Source organism: Methylobacterium sp. D53M (assembly GCF_053345625.1).
Genome location: NZ_JBKFAL010000019.1, coordinates 73,004 through 91,990, shown reverse-complemented (window position 1 = coordinate 91,990; position 18,987 = coordinate 73,004). Strand labels below are relative to the sequence as shown.

General features: G+C 71.3%; 14 protein-coding genes. 6 read left to right on the top strand and 8 right to left on the bottom strand.

Translation table 11 applies throughout. The features are described from left to right. The first annotated feature begins 163 nt into the window (after positions 1-163). Positions 164-355, top strand: a complete 192-nt coding sequence (locus ACLBYG_RS23155) for a DUF1127 domain-containing protein (protein WP_100253134.1) — start codon at positions 164-166, stop codon at positions 353-355. A gap of 14 nt (positions 356-369) precedes the next feature. On the opposite strand, the gene ACLBYG_RS23150 is transcribed toward ACLBYG_RS23155, so the two are convergent. Next, a complete protein-coding gene (locus ACLBYG_RS23150; protein ID WP_447683039.1) occupies positions 370-1,035 on the bottom strand; it encodes a phosphatase PAP2 family protein in 666 nt (221 codons plus the stop codon). A gap of 273 nt (positions 1,036-1,308) precedes the next feature. Here ACLBYG_RS23150 and ACLBYG_RS23145 point away from each other — a divergent pair, with 273 nt between their 5' ends. Further along, positions 1,309-1,527 carry a hypothetical protein gene (locus ACLBYG_RS23145; RefSeq protein ID WP_020095876.1) on the top strand — a complete coding sequence of 73 codons (219 nt, stop codon included), beginning with the start codon at positions 1,309-1,311 and terminating at the stop codon, positions 1,525-1,527. Between the two features lie 819 nt (positions 1,528-2,346). On the opposite strand, the gene ACLBYG_RS23140 is transcribed toward ACLBYG_RS23145, so the two are convergent. Next, positions 2,347-5,169, bottom strand: a complete 2,823-nt coding sequence (locus tag ACLBYG_RS23140) for a hypothetical protein (RefSeq protein WP_447683038.1) — start codon at positions 5,167-5,169, stop codon at positions 2,347-2,349. A 422-nt stretch (positions 5,170-5,591) separates the two neighbouring features. On the opposite strand from ACLBYG_RS23140, the gene ACLBYG_RS23135 reads away from it, so the two are divergent. The 4 genes from ACLBYG_RS23135 to ACLBYG_RS23120 all read left to right on the top strand — a co-directional run bounded on the left by ACLBYG_RS23135 (position 5,592) and on the right by ACLBYG_RS23120 (position 11,667). Further along, positions 5,592-7,472: a di-heme-cytochrome C peroxidase gene (locus tag ACLBYG_RS23135; protein ID WP_447683037.1), complete on the top strand. Its 1,881-nt coding sequence runs from the start codon at positions 5,592-5,594 to the stop codon at positions 7,470-7,472. A 154-nt stretch (positions 7,473-7,626) separates the two neighbouring features. After that, a complete protein-coding gene (locus tag ACLBYG_RS23130) occupies positions 7,627-8,766 on the top strand; it encodes a helix-turn-helix transcriptional regulator (RefSeq protein WP_020095872.1) in 1,140 nt (379 codons plus the stop codon). A gap of 59 nt (positions 8,767-8,825) precedes the next feature. Further along, positions 8,826-10,142 carry a cytochrome P450 gene (locus ACLBYG_RS23125; RefSeq protein ID WP_447683036.1) on the top strand — a complete coding sequence of 439 codons (1,317 nt, stop codon included), beginning with the start codon at positions 8,826-8,828 and terminating at the stop codon, positions 10,140-10,142. A gap of 184 nt (positions 10,143-10,326) precedes the next feature. Beyond that, entirely contained in the window at positions 10,327-11,667 is a 1,341-nt protein-coding gene (locus ACLBYG_RS23120; protein WP_447683035.1) for a peptidoglycan-binding protein, read from the top strand. 50 nt (positions 11,668-11,717) lie between these two features. Here the strand turns inward: ACLBYG_RS23120 and ACLBYG_RS23115 are convergent, their stop codons facing one another. The 6 genes from ACLBYG_RS23115 to ACLBYG_RS23090 all read right to left on the bottom strand — a co-directional run bounded on the left by ACLBYG_RS23115 (position 11,718) and on the right by ACLBYG_RS23090 (position 18,897). Next, a complete protein-coding gene (locus ACLBYG_RS23115) occupies positions 11,718-11,900 on the bottom strand; it encodes a hypothetical protein (RefSeq protein ID WP_020095869.1) in 183 nt (60 codons plus the stop codon). Positions 11,901-11,926: 26 nt separating this feature from the next. Next, positions 11,927-12,628: a GntR family transcriptional regulator gene (locus tag ACLBYG_RS23110; protein ID WP_020095868.1), complete on the bottom strand. Its 702-nt coding sequence runs from the start codon at positions 12,626-12,628 to the stop codon at positions 11,927-11,929. A gap of 279 nt (positions 12,629-12,907) precedes the next feature. Continuing rightward, the gene (gene oxlT / locus ACLBYG_RS23105; protein ID WP_091682085.1) at positions 12,908-14,209 is read right to left on the bottom strand and encodes an oxalate/formate MFS antiporter; all 1,302 of its coding nucleotides are present in this window, start codon (positions 14,207-14,209) and stop codon (positions 12,908-12,910) included. 429 nt (positions 14,210-14,638) lie between these two features. Beyond that, on the bottom strand, positions 14,639-16,057 hold the full coding sequence (locus ACLBYG_RS23100; RefSeq protein ID WP_447683034.1) for an FAD-binding oxidoreductase: 1,419 nt from the start codon (positions 16,055-16,057) through the stop codon (positions 14,639-14,641). A gap of 236 nt (positions 16,058-16,293) precedes the next feature. Next, positions 16,294-17,595: an MFS transporter gene (locus tag ACLBYG_RS23095; RefSeq protein WP_447683033.1), complete on the bottom strand. Its 1,302-nt coding sequence runs from the start codon at positions 17,593-17,595 to the stop codon at positions 16,294-16,296. Positions 17,596-17,724: 129 nt separating this feature from the next. After that, positions 17,725-18,897, bottom strand: a complete 1,173-nt coding sequence (locus ACLBYG_RS23090) for an alpha/beta fold hydrolase (RefSeq protein ID WP_447683032.1) — start codon at positions 18,895-18,897, stop codon at positions 17,725-17,727. Positions 18,898-18,987: the final 90 nt, after the last annotated feature.

Genomic DNA, 18,987 nt, shown 5'->3' with positions numbered 1-18,987 from the left:
CGCCCCTCGCGGCCGATGAGCCGACGCCGGCGCCGTCTCCGCCTGGGGCGCCCCGGCAACGCGGCGTGTGCGGCCGGGGGGCTCCCACCGTCCCGCCCATGCGGCGGGCCAGGTGTCCGGGCGTCCGTGACCTTCGTCACGGTCGCGGAGCGGCGCACAGGGCATGTCAGCCTCCGCAGGCCAGGAGGATCAGATGACGGCTCCGTTCTCCCTCATCAGGCGATGGCTCGACTGCCGTCGCGCGCGGAGCGAACTCGCATCGTTCAGCGAGCGCGACCTCGCGGATCTCGATCTCGTCGGCTGTGACGTGAAGCGCATCGCCTCGGCGCGGTCCGTGCGGAGAGGCGCGGCCTGAGGATCCCGGCGCCGTCAGCGCGGCGACCTGCGCCGGTCGCGTGTCAGGCGGTCGACGGCGAACTCCGCGGCGATGCCGATGACGGCACCCGCCAGCACGTCGGCGGGGAAGTGCGCCCCGCGGAGAACCTGCGCGGTGACGACGCCGGCTGCGGCGGCGTAGGACGGTCCCCTGATCTCCGGATAGGCGCGCGCGGCGGCGCGCGCGACGGCGGTGCTCAGGGCGGAATGACCCGAGGGGAAGGATTGCCACGGACCGATGCCCGTTCCCGGCCATCCCCGCACGTAGACCCCCTCATCCATCAGGACGTTCGGCCGCGTCCGATGCACCGCCCGCTTCAAGCTCGTCTTGACGACACCGGCCAGGAGACCGGCTTGCAGCATGTGCCGCCCCGCTTCTGCCATCCGGCGATCGCGCACCATGAGCCCCAGGACGAGGGTGCCGGCAGACAGCGAGAGCAGGGACTGCCAGCTCCCGATCTCGCTCGCCGTCCCCACCGTTCGAACGACGGGGTGGTCTTTCGCGCGTGCCAGCCCGACGCCGAGGGCGACGTCGGCCGCCTCGAATCGGTTGGCGGTGTCGCGTGCTCTGACGTCGGACGGGCTGTTCGGGGATCGCGCAAGCATGGCCATAAACGCGCCCGACGGGCGTTCGTTCGATGCGGCCTCCGCGAACGGCACCCGCCACCGCACCCGCGCCCGATCAGGGACGCGCGCCGCGTCGGCGAACTCACGGTCCGGACGGAAGAGGCCGTGATCGCCTGAACTCGGGCTCGGCGGATGGAGAGAATCGGCCAGGATCTGAGCCAGGATCTGAGCCAGGATCTCAGTCAGGACCGGCGGAATCGGACATGCGGCTCGGCCCCGAATACCCGTCAGGCCGGCCCGGAGTTGACGGAATCGGACAGATTGGACAGGTTCCAGTGACTAACCTGTGTTACAGTCAGGGCGACGATGTCCACTGATCTCCCCCAGGGTAGAGTCACGTTCCGCGGCCGCGGTCTGGCCTTCGCGCACGGCGCCAAGCTGGTGCTGAAGGTCTGCCCGCTGTGCTCGCAGTGGAACGCGCCCCGGGCTGCCGACCTCGGGCAGTGCGGCTGGTGCGCCTACACCCCGTCCTGTCGCGACGTCGAACCCGCGCCGAGCCGCCACGACACCGACGTCACCTCGTGAGACCGCGGAGGCTCGGACCGGCGCGCGACGCCGCGCATCGCGACGGTGCGGGCGCGGCGTTCCGCACCGATGCCGGCATGCCCCGCGCCGTTCAGCTGTACTGAAGCTCGGCCCGCGCGCGGGAGAGCTTGCGCAGGATACGGCGGATGTGCTCGCGGAGCATGAGGGTCTCGTCCGTCGGGTTCTCTTCCGAAGCCATCGCCGACACATCCAAGACACTTACGGCCCGGTAGCGCATCCGCTCCTCCGCACGACATCACGACGTGTCCTAGCAGCTACTTTCAATTAACGCATCCATCATTTGATCGATTCCGCGCCTCTGCAGCGCGCAAGTTTACGTAGATTTCTCAATCGATGCCCTGATCGGGCCGCGCAATAGAGTTTCCACGTCCCTCGCTTCACCGATCTGGCTTGCGTACGAAATAATCCCGGCCCCGATCAGCTTCGGCCGCTCGGTCTCGTGGCAGACGGTGGCCGGCTCGACACAGACCGCGCGCGGGTTCGAAGGACTTCCCTGCCCCGCCGGCCGGGCGGCGCTCGGGATGCCGCGGACAGGGGGCGCTCTGGTCGAGCCGCGATGCCTTGAACGACGTGCCGAGATCCTGAGCGCGGCCGGATCGGCATCGGCTTTCCTGCGCTTTGACCGCCCCGGAAGGAACTGATCTTCCGCTCTGCTACGACGCGCCGCCGCCGGGGCGCGGCCGGCGCGACGGACACCTCACCCCGGCGCCGGTCGTCCCGGACCTGCGCGTCCGCGCGGCCGCAGCGTTCGGCCGAGCGACCGTGATCGGGAGGTGCGCGCGTCCGGCGTCGCCCGCGCTAGGAATCCGCGGTCCGGCGCCCGATCTCGCTGTCGAGATACACGGACCAGTCCGACAAGGTCGTGAGCTGCGAGCCGAACATCTTGCTGACCTGGTAGTAGCCCAGGGCGCGATAGCTCTCGAACTGGCTCTCCGAGAACCACTGGTTGGCCGTGCTCTCGTGCGGGAAGGCCGGGCTGGTGGCGCCGTAGGCGCGGACTTCGGCGGGGATGTCGTCGAGGAAGCTCGGCTTGATGTAGATCAGCGAGGCCGCGTCGCGGCCCCCCGGATACGCGATCGTACCCCGCGCGTAGCCCAGCGCACCGGCACGCTTGCCCTCGCGCTCGATCGTCGCGCGGGGGAGAATGCGCATCTCGCCCATCTGGACCTTCGCCAGCCCGTCCACCTCGGCCTTCCGGATCACGTTGCCGAGGTCGAAGAACGTGCAGCGTTCGTCCTGGCCCGCGTCGATCACCACGATCCACGCGCAGCGCCGCCGCAGCATCTCGTAGACGCCGAGATTGTCGAAATGGCCGCCATCCGAGAGGTAGATCGCCTGCCGGACATCGGTGCTGCGGCCGCCGAGCTCGCTCAGGAGCGCGAGCACGGAGTTCCTCGGCTTCGCGAGCTTGAGGTCGTCCCGGCGCGCCACCGCGGGGTTGGGCAGCCAGGCGCCGAGCCGGACGTTGAACAGGGTCATCAGGAACGCGATCAGGCGCGACGAGTGATAGCCCCAGTTCGGGCTGACCGCCGCCCCGGAGATCGTCAGCAGACCGCCCAGCAGCGGCCCTCGGCCCGCGCTGACACGGTCGCCCGGAGTCTCCATCCCGGCATATTGTGACGTGCGGATGTAGGCCCCGCGCGGGCCGACGGTGCCGGGCCGGTCGCGCGCCCTGTCGGCGCGGTCGAGGATCGCCGAGCCGCAGGCGAAGGGTGTCGCGGTGAACGAGGCGGCCTTCCGCTCCGCCCACTCGGTGTGGAGGAGATCCGTCAGATTGAGCGTCATGTTGACGACGGGCAGGAGCCGCTTCTCGGTCCCGAGATCGGCGATGCGCGGGCTGTCCTCCTCGTCGAAGTCCGTGAACGGATCGGCGTCGCGCCGCGTCCGCGCCGAGCCGAGGAAGCCCCGGGTCAGGCGGTTGCGGTAGACGCCGTGCATGGAGAAGCGGTTGACGTTGACGCGGCCGAACAGCCAGACGGCCCCGGCCAGGATTGCCGCCACCGCGACGTCCAGGATCACGATCATGCCGTAGGGGTTGATGCCGCAGACGGAGCCGGCATCCGCGCCGGTGTCCGCGCCGCCGAGCGCCCGGCGCGGCAGCAGGCAGTTGCCCCACCAATCGTGCGCCTGGCCGAGGAAGCGGCCGAGGCACCAGCCCATCAGGGCGAACAGGCTGATCCCGAAGACCGCCGCCATCGCGCTGAGGCCGATCATCACGAGGTCGTCCATGCGTCCCTTGGCGGCCAGGGACTGCGCGCGTACGAAGACCTGCTTGCCCAGGAAGGCGGCGGCCGGGCCGGTGGCGAGGGCGCCGAGCGCACCGAACAGGGCGGGGATCTGCGCGTCCTGGCGGCCGAGGGCGTCGGCGGACAGGACGAGGCAGCACAGGCACAGGCCTGTCCAGCCCATCGCGGCCAGCAGGAGCTGGCCGTCGACCCGCGCGACCCACTCGCGGTCGAGGTCGGCGCACTCGGCGCTCTTCCGGAACCCGATGAAGATGACGCTCTGGAGAAGGTGGATGACGATCAGCGCCGGCGGGGCCGCGACCGTCAGGATCTGAGAGACCTCGGCCTTCGCGGCGTCGAAGCCGGCAGCGGAGCCACCGACCAGCCAGCCGATGGACGCGTCGGCGCAGACGCAGATCAGCCCGGCCGAGACGAGGCTGCTGGCGAGCCAGGGACCGAGATTCCGCTCGTACAGCCAGAGGCCCGGATGGCCCTTCGAGGTCTGCCAGATCAGGCCGCTGAGATAGGCCGCGACCTGCACGGCGAAGTAGGCGAGGCCCAGGCGGCACAGGGAGAGGCCCGAGACCGGCAGCGGCTGCTCGAACAGCGCGCGGAGCGTGAACGGCAGCGCGAGGGCCCAGACGCAGGTCGGCGCGATGATGCAGGCCGCGATCCGCGCCGGGGACGCGTACGCCGTGACGCCGCCCGTCCGCGGCCGATGGCTCGGCAGGAGGGTGCAGGCGCTGAACGTCGCGACGAACAGCGCCGCGCTGCCGAGCACCAGGGGCAGCCACAGCGTGCTGCCGCTCGCAGCCTCAAGCGCCGTCCGGTAGGCGAGCAGCGCGAGGGGGACGAACAGCAGCAGCGGGAAGATGATCAACCAGTTGAGGATCGTGTTCCGGATGTAGAGAACGATGCCGGCCCAGGTGTCGCGCGACAGGATCCCGACCTCCGGGGTCAGGTAGTTCGTGTAGCGCCGCAGCTTGGCGAAGATCTCGTTGCCCGAGCCGCCGAGCTGGCGCTCGGCCTCGGCGATGCTGCCGCACTGACGGATGAACGTCTGCAGCCAGCCGCCGGCGAAACCGCCCCCCGATACCGTCGACAGGTAGTGGAACTCGCCGAGCATCCGCCGGCTGGCCAGGGCCTGCAGGGCGCCGAGGCAGAAGGTGGCGCTGCGGATCCCGCCGCCGGACAGGCACAGGGCGGCGAGCCGGGCCTGGTCGGCCCGCGCCTGCCAGGGCGCGCGATCGCCGGACTCCGGCGGCCCGCAGAAATGATCCATCTCCTCCGCGAGCGCCTGCTCGGTGTCGAGGAACCACGCGTCCCGGCCCGTCGTCAGGGCGGGCAGATGGTGGGGAGAGGCATCCGCCTGGATGTCCGCGACACTGGCGCTCATCGCTCCTCCTATCGCCCGCTATCGCCCGCGCGGTGCCGGACCGTGCCGGACTGTGCCGGACTGTGCGGTTCAGCCGCCGGGGCACGACAGCGACCGTACCCCGGCCGTCCTGATCGGTGACCTCTCGAACATCTCCCCGCCCGATGTCGAAACAAGTGACGATAAAATTTTACGGAATCAGTAACCGCTATATAAACGATATCGAGAATAACGATCGGGAGAACAGGTTACCCGAATCAGCATTGCGGCCGAGCAGGGGCGCCGCACGACCGAAGCCCGAAACTACCGGCGCGCCGACCCTCACAGAAAAACTGTATTCGAACATCATCCATTCGAATGACGCGCGCATGGGGATCGGCGTTTATTGAAATCGGCGAGACGCTTCGCGAAGGCAGGGTTCCCGCCATGTCCCAGGTGCGATCGTGACCCGCTCCCAGGCCGCCCGCCAGACCGCCCGCCACGCCGCCCGCCACGCCGCCCGCGTCGTCGCGCTCACCGCGGCGATCCTGCTCCCGGCGCAGGCCGGATCGCGCGCCGCCGACCGAGGACCGACAGACAGGCCGGGTGACGGGCCGGCAGACGGGCCGAGCGACAGGCCGGACGGCACCCCGCACTTTCTCGAACAATCCTGGACGCCGCAGGAGCGCGCGTGGTTCTACCGGGCGAGCCAGGGCTCGCAGATCATGCCGTATGCCTGGTTCATGTCCCTGGAGCGCCCGGACGACGACACGCTCTTCGTCGCGGACGGGCTCGCGCGCTTCGGCTACCTGCCGAACCCGTACGACGGGACGCGCGGATCGGACCGCAGCGGGCTCCCCATCGGGTTCGTGAAGGACGTCGACGATCGCGGCGAGTGGATCGGCATGACCTGCGCCGCCTGCCACGTGAACCGGGTCGACCTGCGCGGTCGGTCGATCCTGATCGACGGCGGCCCGGCCGATGCCGACATGTTCGCCTTCATCGAGGAACTCGGCCGCGCCCTCGCGCGGACGCGCGACGACCCGGCGCGCTTCGAGCGCTTCGCCCGCCGCGTCATCCCGGCGGAACTGTCGGCGCCGGGGACGGGCCCGTCCGAGCCCGACCGCCGCCGCCTGCGGGCCAGCCTGACGCGGCTGGCCGAGGACTTCTCCCGTTACGTCGCGTCGAGCCGGACCGCGGTGCCCTGGGGGCCGGCACGCCTGGACGCGTTCGGCATGATCTTCAACCGGGCGACGGGCATCGATCTGCGCGACCCGCACAACATCGCCCCGCCCGACGCGCCCGTCAGCTACCCGTTCCTGTGGGATACGTCGTGGCACGACCGGGTGCAGTGGAACGGCTCGGCCGCGAACGGGCTCGCCGTCGAGCGCCTGGGCCGGAACGTCGGCGAGGTGCTGGGGGTCTTCGCCCGCACCGACATCCGGGAGCCGACCCTGCCGCCGCTCTGGTTCGAGACCTCGGCGGACCGGGTCAACCTCCTGCGGATCGAGAACCAGCTGGGCGCCCTCACGGCGCCGGCCTGGCCCGACCGGATCGCGCCGCGCACCGAGGCGCAGGTCCGGGACGCCGCGGCCGGCAAGGTCCACTACGACCGGTACTGCCTGTCCTGCCACGCGATCGCCCCGACCGGCGCGAACCGCACGCTGACCGTGACCCTGACGCCGCTGGCGGAGATCGGGACCGACCCGAAGATGGCGACGAACGCCGTGTCCCGGCGCGCGCGGACCGGGATCCTCGAAGGGATCCGGATGCCGTTCCTGGCGACGACGCCGCCGCTGGCCGCCGAGACGAGCAGCCTCGAACTCGTGGCCACGCTCGTCGCCGGCGCGATCCTGGCGCCCCTCGACCGTGGACCGGACCCGGCGGGCGTCGGGGCGGACCAGACCGTCATCCTCGACCGGCTGCTCAAGCGCGGCACCGCCGCCCTCGAGGCCCGCAACGCGATGCTCGACGACGTCTCGACCGCCGGCGGCAAGGGCCTCGTCGCCGCGTTCGTCGGGTCGCGGAGAGACCGCGACCTCATGGTCTACAAGGCGCGGCCGCTCAACGGCATCTGGGCGACGGGCCCGTACCTGCACAACGGCTCGGTGCCGAACCTGTACGAACTCCTGCTGCCGTCCGGCCGGCGATCCAAGACGTTCCGGGTCGGCAGCCGGGAGCTGGACGAGGACCGGATCGGGTTCCGGTCCGATGTCGGGCCGTTCCTGTTCGACACCGCGCTGCCGGGCAATGCCAATACCGGCCACGAGGGGCCGACCTACGGGACCGAGCAGCTCGACGACGCGCAGCGCCGGCAGCTCCTGGAGTATCTGCGAACCCTGTAGGCGCACTCCGCGGTTTCGATTTCTATCTTATCAGTATTGATTTGTCGTTCGATTGCATCCGTAATGGAACAACCGATTTCGGCACCTGTCGGTCCGACCGGATGGCTGGAGATCTGACAACACTCAAGACTCGCACTCAGCGCGGAGCGTGGCCATGCAGGATCTCGAGGCGTATTCGGTTCTGGTGGGGTCGATCTACGACCGCGTCGGCCAGCCGGAGGAGTGGTCGGCGCTCCTGGAGGATCTGACCGATTTCGTCGGCGGCCGGGTCGGCCAGCTCGCCGTGTTCAGCCTCGACGGGAACCGCAAACCGCTCTGGGCGGTGTCCGGCTTCGAGCGGTCGCGGTACCGCGAGTTCCTCTACCGACACGCCACCGAGGATCCGCGCCTCCCCTACATCCTGTCGAACCAGGGCAAGGTCATCCGCGCCGAGGAGGGGGTCGACGCGGTGCAGTTCCGCGAGTCCGCCCTGTTCAAGGAGGTCGTGCAGCCCTTCGAGATCGAGCACAGCCTCGTCACCTACTTCGCCAAGGAGGCCGACGTCATGGCGACGCTCGCGGCGATGCGGGGCGAGGAGGGCGGCCCGTTCCGGTCCGACGAGGTCCGGCGCCTGGCGATGCTCGTCCCGCACCTGCGCCGGGCCTTCGAGCTGTACGCGCTGATGCGGCAGGCCTCCGAGCGCACGTCCGATCTCGCCTCCGCCCTGGACCTGCTCGACGCCGCGGTGATCCTCACGGATTCCGACCTGCGCGTCGCGCACGCCAACCGCGCCGCCGAGGCGCTGGCGCGGTCCCGGACCGGCCTGTCCTTCGTGAAGGGCAGCCTCGTCCTCAAGGACAGCCAGACCGGGCGGCGGATCGCCCGCGCGGCCGGCGAGGCGCTCGCGGCCGCGAGCGGCGACGTCGCGATCACGCAGGCCGACCACATCACCGTGACCTGCGGCGAGAGCGGCATGCCCTACCGGGTGTCGCTGCACCCGCTGTCGAAGCGGCCGGCCGGCACCGGGTCGAAGGTGCGGGCCGAGCTGGCGATCGTGATCCGGACCGGGACCCCGAAGGTCCAGGGGAGCAACGCCGCGCGGCTGCAGAAGCTGTTCGGGCTGACCGTCGCCGAGTCGATCCTCGCCAACGCGGTCGCTTCGGGACGGTCCCTCGACGACCACGCCCAGGACCGCGGCATCGCGATCTCGACCGCCCGCACCCAGCTGCGCGCCCTGTTCGCCAAGACCGAGACGCACCGGCAGGGCGAGCTCGTGGCGCGCCTGCGCGAGGGGCTGGACGTCTCGCTCAACTGACCACCGGGCGCCGGGCCGGACGGCCCGCGCCGCTCCGCGAACGCCACAGGAGGTCGTGCATGCGCGCCGCCGCTCCCGAGACGCCCTGCCTCGCCTTCCTGGAGGCCCTGCCGGTGGCGGAGCGCTGGCAGCGCGCCCGGGACTGGATCGCCCGCGCGCCCCGGCCCTTCTTCGCGCAGCTGCGCGCGCGGCGGACCGCCCTGGATTGCGGCGCGGCCATCCTCGTCGCCGGCCGCGCCGAGGTCGAGGAGATCCTGTCCCTGCCGCAGGTCTTCTCCGTCGCGCTCTACAAGCCCAAGATGGGCGAGTTCATGCTGGCGCTCGACGGCACGGAGGTGAATTACCGCGACAAGGCGGTCATGCGCGCCGTGCTGTCCTGGCGCGACCTCCCGGCGATCCGCGCTCTGGCGGGCGCCGAGACCGACGCGGCCCTCGACGCGGGCCTCGACCAGGGGCTCGACCAGGGGCTCGACCAGGGCGGCGGATCCATCGACGTCGTGGCGTCGGTCTCGCGCCGCGTGCCGCTGCGGATCGTGCAGCGCTTCTTCGGGTTCGCGGCGCCCGATGCCGACCTGCTGCGCTGGTCGTACGCGAACCAGTTCGACCAGTTCAACAACCTCCCCTTCGACGAGCGCCCGGACGCCGACGCGATCCACGCGGCGGCGGATCTGGCGCGCCAGGAGATGCGGGCGGCCTTCGCCAGGATCATCCCGGCGCGCGTCGCGGCGATCGAGGCCGGTGCCGACCTGCCCGACGACGTCCTCACCCGGCTGCTCCGGCTGCACCTGCCGGCGGCGACCGGCTTCGGCATGGACCGCGTCGTCATCAACGTCGGCGGCCTGCTGATCGGGGCCATCGAGACCACGTCGGAGGCGGTGGTGCACGCCCTCGCGGAGCTCCTCGGCCGGCCGCAGATCCTCGCGGCGGCCCGCGCGGCCGCCCGGACCGGCCCCGCCGCCTTCGACGGCTACGTGTGGGAGGCGCTGCGCTTCGCGCCGATCGTCGCCTTCATGTTCCGCCAGGCGGAGACCGACCACGTGCTCGGCCGGGGCAGCCCGGCCGAGAGCCGGATCGCCAAGGGCCGGGTCGTCCTGCCCCTCAGCCTGTCGGCGATGTTCGACGCGACCGGCGTGCCCGACCCGGACCGCTTCGACCCGGACCGCCCGGAGCAGACCTATCTCCATTTCGGCCGGGGCCATCACGAGTGCCTCGGCCGCTACGTGGCGGGCGCGATGGTCCCGGAGATCGTTCGCCGCATCCTCCTGCGCGACGCCGTGCGGGCCGAGGGCGCGGTCGAGGACGGGGGCACGCCGTTCCCGACCGCGTTCCGGATCTCCTGCGCCGGCCGGCCGGCGGGGGCCGCCGGGCCCGGTTAGCCCGGCGCGCGCAGGACGTCGCCGACACCGCGCCCGGTCCCTCCGTCGCGAGCCCGGGCGGCGCGCGACCGCGCGCGCCCGGATCCGGGGCGTCGCCCGGAGCCCCGCCCGATCGGCGCCCGGCCGCGCGCAGGTGCCGGCCGTCCCATCAAGGCTTCGTCACCGCAGAGCCCGGAGCATCGACATGGCATCCTTCCAGGATTTTCAGAACGGCTACGAGCGGACCTGGGCGTCGCTCCAGATCCGGCCGGAGAAGCTCGCGACCGTGCGCAAGCTCGCGCAGCAGCTCGCCGCCGGCAAGCCGCGCTACCAGGAGATCGAGGCGCGCACCGGCGTGCCCTGGTGGTTCATCGGGCTCTGCCACTACCGGGAATCAGCCTTCGATTTCGACACGTATCTCGGCAACGGACAGAAGCTCGGACGGCGCACCACGATCGTCCCGAAGGGGCGCGGGCCGTTCACGGGGCCGCAGGCCTTCGTCGAAGGGGCGGTCGACGCGCTGCGCCTCCAGGGCCTGGTCGGGCTCGGCGACTGGAGCGTCGCGCGGGCCCTCTACCGGCTCGAAGGATTCAACGGCTACGGCTACCACGGCCGGGGCGTGAACTCGCCGTATCTCTGGGGCGGATCGACGGCCTACGGGCCGCCGGGCGCGCGCGGCGGCAAGTTCGTGCGCGACCACGTGTTCGACTCGAACGTGGTCGACACGCAGATCGGCACCGCGGTGATCCTGCGGAGCCTCATCGACCTCGACGCGACGGTCGCGCTCGCGGCGCCGCGCGCCGTCGAGGCGGCCGTGTCCCGCGAGCCCGACGACGAACTCGCCGACAGCACGCTCTGGGTCCAGCAATCGCTCAATCGCCTCGGCGCGACGCCGCCCCTCGTCGAGGACGGCCGGAACGGGCCGCGGACCATGACGGCCGTCGCGACGTTCCAGGCGCGGTGCGGTCTGGACGATACCGGCCTCGCGGACGCGCGCACGATCGCCGCCATCCAGGAGGCGCTGCGGCCGGCGGCGCCGGACCACGCGGTGCTGACGCGGATCCAGGACCTGGAGCGACAGCTCGCCGCGAGGGCGGTCACCCCGATGCAACCTGCCTCGATGCCCCCGGTGGTGATCGCGCCGGCCGCGCCGCCCGCCGACGTCGCGGCGCGGCTCGACGAGTTCCTCCAGGCCCTGCGCCGACAGATCGACGGTGCGCGCCTCCCGACCGCCCCGATCTTGCCCGGCCCGCCCGCGGCGCGTCCCGACGGCGCGGTCCTCGGGCCGGTCAACGGCGCGCTCGGGCAGACGATCGGGCAGCTGCTCTCCGGCAAGAAGTCGGCGATCGGCATCATCGGCGCCGTCGCCACGCAGATCCTGTCCCAGGTTCCGCTCAACACCGGTCTCGGGCAGGTGCTCGCACAGCTCACGCCCGCCTTCGGGCTGAGCCCCTACACGATGCCGATCTTCATCGGGCTGACGGCGTGGGGCGCGCTCGGAAAGTTCGAGAAGTGGAACGCACGCGGGGGGCAGGCGACCCCGTAGCGCGCGGCGGTTCTCCGGGAAGTCCGACGCTCACGACGCGCCGCGCCCGCTCACTCGGCGAGCACGAAGGCGAGGCCGAGGATCGCCACCAGCAGAGCCCCGCCCGCGAGCTCCTCGCGCGGCTCCTCTGCGAAACGCGCGGACCGGCTCGCGCTGGCGATCCCAGCTGCGGCGAGCCCGATGATCAGGAAGCCGAGGCCGAGCAGATCGGTCGTCTGAACGGACGGTAGCATCGGTGGTCCTCCGTCAGAGGTGCCTCTCACCCCTCTGGCCAAACCCAGTGCGCCTCGACATGGGCGATCAGCCCGAGCGCGTGATCGCGGACGAGGATCGCGGCCCGATCCGCGTCGCGTGCCTGCAAGGCGGCGATGATGGCGGCATGCTCGCGCATCGAGTCCTCGAGCCTCCCGGCCCGATGGAGGAAGGCCGACCGGATCGCCCGCATGTGGATGAACAGGTTGGTCGTCATCTCGACCATCAACCCGCAGCCGCCGAGACGGATGATCGTCCGATGGAAGTCGAGGTTGGCCTCGTCGTAGGCCTTCAGATGGTCGGGCAGAGTCGCGATATCGAACGCCTCGAAGGCCCTGCCGAGCGCGCGGAGATCGGCATCCTCGGCGTTCCGTGCGGCGGCATGGGCCGCCATGCCTTCGAGTGCGGCCCAGACGGTGATCATCTCGACGATCTCGCGCTTGTTCTTGCGCGTCACGAAGAGGCCGCGGCGCGGCACCGTGGACACGAAGCCCTCCCGCTCCAGGAGCGTCAGGGCTTCCCGGACCGGCGTGCGGCTGATGCCGAGATCCTGCGCGATCTGGTGTTCGTGCAGCCGGATCTGCGCCGATCCGGCGTAGAGATCCATCGCCAGGATCGATTGCTTGATGCTGTCGTAGGCCTGTTCACGCAGACTCAGCGTCTGTCCGATCGAGGCTAGACCCAGAGAGGTCTCGGAAGGCTGCAGCACAGTCGAACTCCGGGAACGCGAGAATGGATTCTGGCCTCAGGTCCTGGAATGGCGCCGAGCGCGGCCGGGCTATCGCGTGAGAGCGAGGCGCCAGGAAAGCCGCCCCTCGCCCGATCGTCGATGCGCGCCCGAACATGCGCGATCGTCCGCGGCGCCCTGCGTCTCGACGAGACGGTCTCCGTGCGGGCCAGCTGCCCGGTGCTGGCCGACCCGGCTCCGGAATTCCGGAGCCGGGTCGGGGAGGCTTCGCCCCGGCCGCGGAGCGGCCGGGGCCGTCGCTCAGGCGTGGGCCAGCTTCATCGCCGGAGCCGCCGCGTCGTTGTTCGCCGCGTGGTGCTGCTTGAGCATCGGCCGCAGGACCGCGATCGCCAGGACGGCGGCGATCAGGTCCATGGTCGCCACCGTGTAGAGGACGGTCGCCCAGGTGCCGGTCGCCTGCATGATCAGGTTGCCCACCGGCACGAACAGCGCGGCGAAGCCCTTGGCGCAGTAGAGCACACCGTAGATCTTGCCGATGTGCTTCGAGCCGAAGGTGTCGGCGGCCGTGGCGCTGAACAGCGAGTAGACCTCGCCCCAGGCCAGGAACACCACACCGGACAGGATCACGAAGGCCCACGGGTTGGAGCCGAAGTAGCCCAGCGCCACGATGCCGATACCCTCCATCGCGAACGCGATGAACATCGTCTTCTCACGGCCGATCCGGTCCGAGACGAACCCGAAGAGGGGGCGCGAGATGCCGTTCATGATCCGGTCGAGCATCAGCGCGAAGGGCAGCGCGGCCATGGCGAAGAAGTACAGGTTGACCTGGAAGTTCTTCACCCCGAGATCCTGCGCGATCACGCCGAGCTGGGCCACGGCCATCAGGCCGCCCGTCACCGTGCAGGTGAACATCAGCAGCATCACGTAGAACACGGGGGTGCGCAGCGCCTCGCCCAGGGTGTAGTCGCGCCGCGACTGCAGGACCTTGGTGGAGAAGGGCACCTGATCCTTGCGCGGGGCGCGCATGGCGATGGCGGCGGCGATGATGATGGCGCCCTGGATCAGGCCGAAGACGAAGAAGGCCTGGGCGTAGTTGCCGCCGTCGATCATCTTGGCGATCGGCAGGATGGTGAGCGCCGAGCCGGCGCCGTAGCCGCCCGCCGTGAGGCCGACCGCGAGGCCGCGCTTGTCCGGGAACCACTTGAGCGCGTTGTTGACGCAGGTGGCGTAGACGCAGCCGACGCCGATACCGCCGGCCACCGAGCCGAGGTAGAAGCCGCTCAGGCTGGTGGCGTAGGAGTTGATGACCCAGGCCAGGCCCGTCATCAGACCGCCGAACATGACGACGCGGCTCGGGCCGTACTTATCGATGAAGTAACCCTCGATCGGAGTCAGCCAGGTCTGGACGACGACGAAGATCGTGAAGGCGACCTGGATCGCGGCGCGGTCCCAGCCGAAGGTCTTCTGAATCTCGGGGACGAACAGCGTCCAGGCATACTGGATGTTCGCCGCTGCAACCATGCAGATCACGCCGAGCACGATCTGCAGCCATCGATTTGTACTGGGTACTGCCGTAGCCGGCGTGGCATTTGGCATGGCCATGAGCTTCCTCCCTCATTCCTGCGCTGACATTCAGCGACGTGCTATAGGATTGGCGTGCACGCCGACGAATTCCTTGCCCGCGCCGGAACCTTATGTCGGGTTCCGAAATTGGCACGGCGGCATGCATTATTCTGTGTGCCAGGAACGTATGGCAAGCAGAATAATTCATCCATTTCGGCCGAGAATTCGGGATTAGAGGGCGATCTCGCGCGTGCTACCGGATCGCGCGGCCGGCCGCCGCTCTCGCGGATGCCCGTCCTCGGTGTGCCGGCGCCATCTGAGACCCGGCCCGCGGCGTCGGCGCGATCCCCAGCTTTGAGGATCGGACGACGTGATCGCTCGGCCCTGAACAGCACCGATGCAGACGATCGGCCCGGATTGGGGGGATCGACGGGCGACGCGGACGGCGGCGCCGGGTCGCGGGGCGCGTCAGGGAATCAGCTTGCCGGGATTCATGAGGTTCCGGGGGTCGATCGCGCGCTTCAGGGTCCGCATGAGGCCGAGCGCCTCCGGCCCGTGCTCGCTTTCCATGAAGCGCATCTTCTTCTGGCCGATCCCGTGCTCGCCCGTGCAGGTGCCGCCCAGGTCCAGCGCGCGGGCGACGAGCCGGTCGAGGAAGCCGGCCACCGCGGACATCTCCGCGGGGCTGTCGGCATCGACGAGCGGCAGGGTGTGGAAGTTGCCGTCGCCGACATGGCCGGCGATCGGCGCCGTGAGCCCGGTCGCGGCGATGTCGCGCTTCGTCGCCTCCACGCATTCCGCGAGCCGCGAGATCGGCACGCAGACGTCGGTCGACATGTTCTTGATCGTGGGACCCGGCCGCAGCGCGACCGAGGCCCAGTACACGTCGTGGCGCGCCTGCCAGAGGCGCGCGCGCTCGTCGGCCCCGGTCGCCCAGTCGAACGGGCCGCCGCCGAGATCGGCGGCGATCTCGCCGAACCGCTCGGCCTGCTCGCGCACGCCCGCGTCCGTGCCGTGGAACTCGACGAGGAGCAGCGGGGTCTCCGGCAGGGCGAGCTTCGAGTAGCGGTTGCAGGCCGCCACCTGCACCTCGTCGAGCAGCTCGATGCGCGCGACCGGGATGCCGGACTGGATCGTCAGGATCGTGGCGTCGCAGGCCGCCTTGATCGAGGGGAACGGGCAGATGCCCGCCGAGATCGCCTCGGGGATGCCGTGCAGGCGCAGCGTGACCTCGGTGATGATCCCGAGCGTGCCCTCCGAGCCGACGAGGAGCCGGGTGAGATCGTAGCCGGCCGACGACTTGCGCGCCCGCCGGGCGGTCGTGACGATGTCGCCGTTCGGCATCACCGCGGTGAGCGCGAGCACCGCGTCCTTCATCGTCCCGTAGCGCACGGCGTTGGTGCCCGACGCCCGCGTCGCCGCCATCCCGCCGATCGTGGCGTCCGCCCCGGGATCGATGGGGAAGAACAGGCCGGTGTCGCGCAGGTACGCGTTCAGCGCCCTGCGGGTGACGCCGGCCTCGACCGTGCAGTCGAGGTCGTCGGCATGGACCGCGCGGACGCGGTTCATCGCCCCCGTGTCGATCGAGACGCCGCCGAACGGCGCGTTGACGTGGCCCTCGAGGGAGGTGCCGACGCCGTAGGGCACGATCGGCACGTCGCGCTCGGCACAGGCGCGCACGACGGCCTGCACCTCCGCGGTGGAGTGCGGGAAGACCACGAGGTCCGGCGGCTCGCACAGCGCCCAGGTGAGCTGGTTGGCGTGCTGCTCGCGCACCGCCGGGCTCGCCGTCACCCGGTCCCCGAGCACGGCCCGCAGGGCCTCGGCGAGACCCGCGATCGTCGCCGCGTCCGGGCGAGTCCGCGGGGCGGGAACGGGGGCGTTCATGGGCTGCTCCGATGGGCTCGAACTGGGGCGTCGCCGGGGACGGCGCCGGGGACGGCGTGTCCCGGGGGTCGCGCGGCCCGGCGACACGGCCGCTGCCGGGACGACATGGCGACGCGACCGTAGGTCGATCGGCGGCCGCCCGCCACCCGGGCGCGGCAGGGCGGCGGCGCTGCCCCCTCCCCCCCCGGGTCGCGTTCACCCACCGCGTCTGCCCCGCCGCGTCTGCCCCGCCGCGCCTACTCCGCCGCCCGCGCGCCGCGCGCCGCGGCCTGCTCCAGGTGCCGGTCGTGAGTGAGGCAGAGGACCGTCACCATGGCGGCGAGGCCGGCCGCCGCGATGAGGAGGAGGCCGCCCGTGAAGGTGCCGGTGGCATCCTTGATCGCGCCGACCGCGTAGGGCGCGGCGAAGCCGGAGAGGTTGCCGAGGGCGTTGATGATGGCGATGCCGCCGGCCGCCGCGGCGCCAGACAGGTAGGCGGTGGGCAGCGTCCAGATCACCGGGAGGCCGCCGAAGATGCCGAAGGCCGAGACGCTGAACAGGGCCATCTTGGCGTAGGGATCGGAGACCAGCGCCGCCGCGGCCGTGCCGCCGGCCGCGAGCAGGAGCGCGAAGGCCGCGTGCCCCTTGCGCTCGCCCCTGCGGTCCGAGGAGCGCCCGAGGGCGAGCATGCCGACGATCCCGATCGCGAAGGGGATGAGACTGACGAGACCCGTCTGGAGGTTCGTGAGGTCGAAGCCCTTGACGATCTGCGGCAGGAAGAAGCTGAGCCCGTAGAGCAGCGCCACGTTGCCGAAATACACGAAGGCGACGGCGAGCACGCGCCGGTCGAGGAGCGCCTCCGCGACGCTGTAGCGGCGGGCGGATTCGCGCGCCCGCCGCTCCTGCGCGAGGCGCCCGGTGAGCCACGCGCGCTCGTCCTCGGGCAGCCAGGCCGCCTGCGCCGGCCGGTCCGTCAGGAAGGCCAGGACGATGCCCGCGAGGATGACGGCGGGCAGCGCCTCGAGGACGTAGAGCCACTGCCAGCCCTTGAAGCCCCAGACCCCGTCGAGGCCCAGCAGCGCCCCCGAGACCGGCGAGCCGATGACGCTCGAGAGCGGGACCGCGGCCATGAAGGCGCCGATGATACGCGCGCGGTAGCGCGCGGGGAACCACAGCGTGAGGTAGAAGATGATGCCGGGGAAGAACCCGGCCTCCGCGGCGCCCAGCAGCAGGCGCACGGCGTAGAAGCTCTTCTCGCCGACGATGAAGGCCATCGCGCCCGACAGGAGTCCCCAGGTCAGCATGATGCGGGCGATCCACACCCGCGCCCCGACCCGCTCCAGGATCAGGTTCGACGGCACCTCGAAGACGAAGTAGCTCAGGAAGAAGATGCCGGCCCCGAGCCCGTAGGCCGTGGCGGAGATGCCGAGGTCCCCGTTCATGGTCAGCGCGGCGAAGCCGACATTGACCCGGTCGAGGTAGGAGATGAAGTAGCAGGTGATCAGGAGGGGCAGGAGCCGCCTGCTGACCCGCCGGATGGCGCGCGCTTCCACATCCATCGTCGCCCCCTCGAGGATCCGGAACGGACGCCGGGCGCCCGATCCGACCGGGCCTCCGGTCAATTCGCGGGAGACATAGCCGGGCCGTCGGCGCCCCGATAGGAGCGGACGCGGTGCGGCGGCGGGCGCCTACGCGCCGGGGCGGGATCCGGCCCCGCCGCGACCGAGCGCGTCGAGCAGGAGGTCCGCGACGGCCCGGGGCTGCTCCTGCTGAACCCAGTGCCCCGCCCCCGCCACGAAGTGGCAGCCGACCAGGCCCGCGCCGGCGGCCTCCTTCATGCGCTCCAGCGCGCCCGGCGCCTGGAACGGGCCCCAGTCGCGCGCCCCGGACACGAACAGGAGGGGGACCTCGATCCGCCGGCCGGCGAACCGCGCGAGGTCGCGGTCGATGCTGCCATCCATGCGGCACCGGTAGCCCTGGAGCGCGCCCTGGAAGCCGGAGCGCGCGTACTCGGCCGCGTAGACGGCGAGTTCCGCTTCCGTCAGCCAGGCGCAGTCCGCGCCGCCCCGCTCCGGCATCTCCGGCGCCACGGTCGCGGGCATCGTCCGGCCTTCATCCATCACGTAGTAGGTCGGCATCTCGGCGAGGGCCTCGGCCGTCCAGCCGGCGAGCGCGCGGGGTCGATTGTCCGGCCAGTCCGCGCTCTTGTGGTGGAAATAGGCGCGCAGGAACGCGGCGAGGCCCTGGGGACTGCGCTCCATGTCGGCGGCGGCGCGGCGCGTCGCGTAGTAGCGGTGGTAGTGCGTGCGCGGGCGCGGCAGGGCGGCCAGCGCCGCGTGGATCGGGTCGTCGGCCGGCGTCCGGAGGCCGCCGGCCAGGGCGTCGAGCCCCGGCGCCCCCGCGAAGGGCGCGCTCATGAGGGCGACCATGCCGAAGAGATCGGGCCGCGCCAGGGCGCAGTAGCCGCAGACCCAGGACCCGTAATCGTGTCCGACGAGCGCCGCGACCCTGTCGCGCTTCAGGGCGCTCATCAGGCACAGCAGGTCGAGGAGAAGGTTGTGCAGCCGGTAGGGCGCGAGGTCGTCCGCGAAGGCGACCGGCGCGTCCGCGGTGCGGCCGTAGCCCCGGAGGTCGGGGGCGACGACGTGGTAGCCCGCCGCGGCCAGCGCCGGCATGACCTTCCGCCAGGAATAGGCGATCTCGGGGAAGCCGTGCACCAGGAGGATGAGCGGGCGGTCGGGACCGCCGTCGCCCGCCTCCAGCACGTGCATGCGCAGGCCGTTGACGCCCTCGACGAAGCGGGCGCGGATTCCGGCCGGGAGGGCGGCCGGATCGAGCGGGGGCAGGACGTTCGTCACCATGGCCGCGCGCTCCCGTGCCGATTGTTCGACGGCCGCCGAGCGTACACGCTCCGCGATCCGACCGCGAAATCCGACCCGCGCGCATCCGGC

Coding starts and splice junctions, on each gene's coding strand:
- ACLBYG_RS23115 (WP_020095869.1), bottom strand. CDS start 11,900: ATGCTACCGTCCGTTCAGACGACCGATCTGCTCGGCCTCGGCTTCCTG.
- ACLBYG_RS23145 (WP_020095876.1), top strand. CDS start 1,309: ATGTCCACTGATCTCCCCCAGGGTAGAGTCACGTTCCGCGGCCGCGGT.
- oxlT (WP_091682085.1), bottom strand. CDS start 14,209: ATGGCCATGCCAAATGCCACGCCGGCTACGGCAGTACCCAGTACAAAT.
- ACLBYG_RS23100 (WP_447683034.1), bottom strand. CDS start 16,057: ATGAACGCCCCCGTTCCCGCCCCGCGGACTCGCCCGGACGCGGCGACG.
- ACLBYG_RS23130 (WP_020095872.1), top strand. CDS start 7,627: ATGCAGGATCTCGAGGCGTATTCGGTTCTGGTGGGGTCGATCTACGAC.
- ACLBYG_RS23125 (WP_447683036.1), top strand. CDS start 8,826: ATGCGCGCCGCCGCTCCCGAGACGCCCTGCCTCGCCTTCCTGGAGGCC.
- ACLBYG_RS23120 (WP_447683035.1), top strand. CDS start 10,327: ATGGCATCCTTCCAGGATTTTCAGAACGGCTACGAGCGGACCTGGGCG.
- ACLBYG_RS23155 (WP_100253134.1), top strand. CDS start 164: ATGTCAGCCTCCGCAGGCCAGGAGGATCAGATGACGGCTCCGTTCTCC.
- ACLBYG_RS23095 (WP_447683033.1), bottom strand. CDS start 17,595: ATGGATGTGGAAGCGCGCGCCATCCGGCGGGTCAGCAGGCGGCTCCTG.
- ACLBYG_RS23140 (WP_447683038.1), bottom strand. CDS start 5,169: ATGAGCGCCAGTGTCGCGGACATCCAGGCGGATGCCTCTCCCCACCAT.
- ACLBYG_RS23090 (WP_447683032.1), bottom strand. CDS start 18,897: ATGGTGACGAACGTCCTGCCCCCGCTCGATCCGGCCGCCCTCCCGGCC.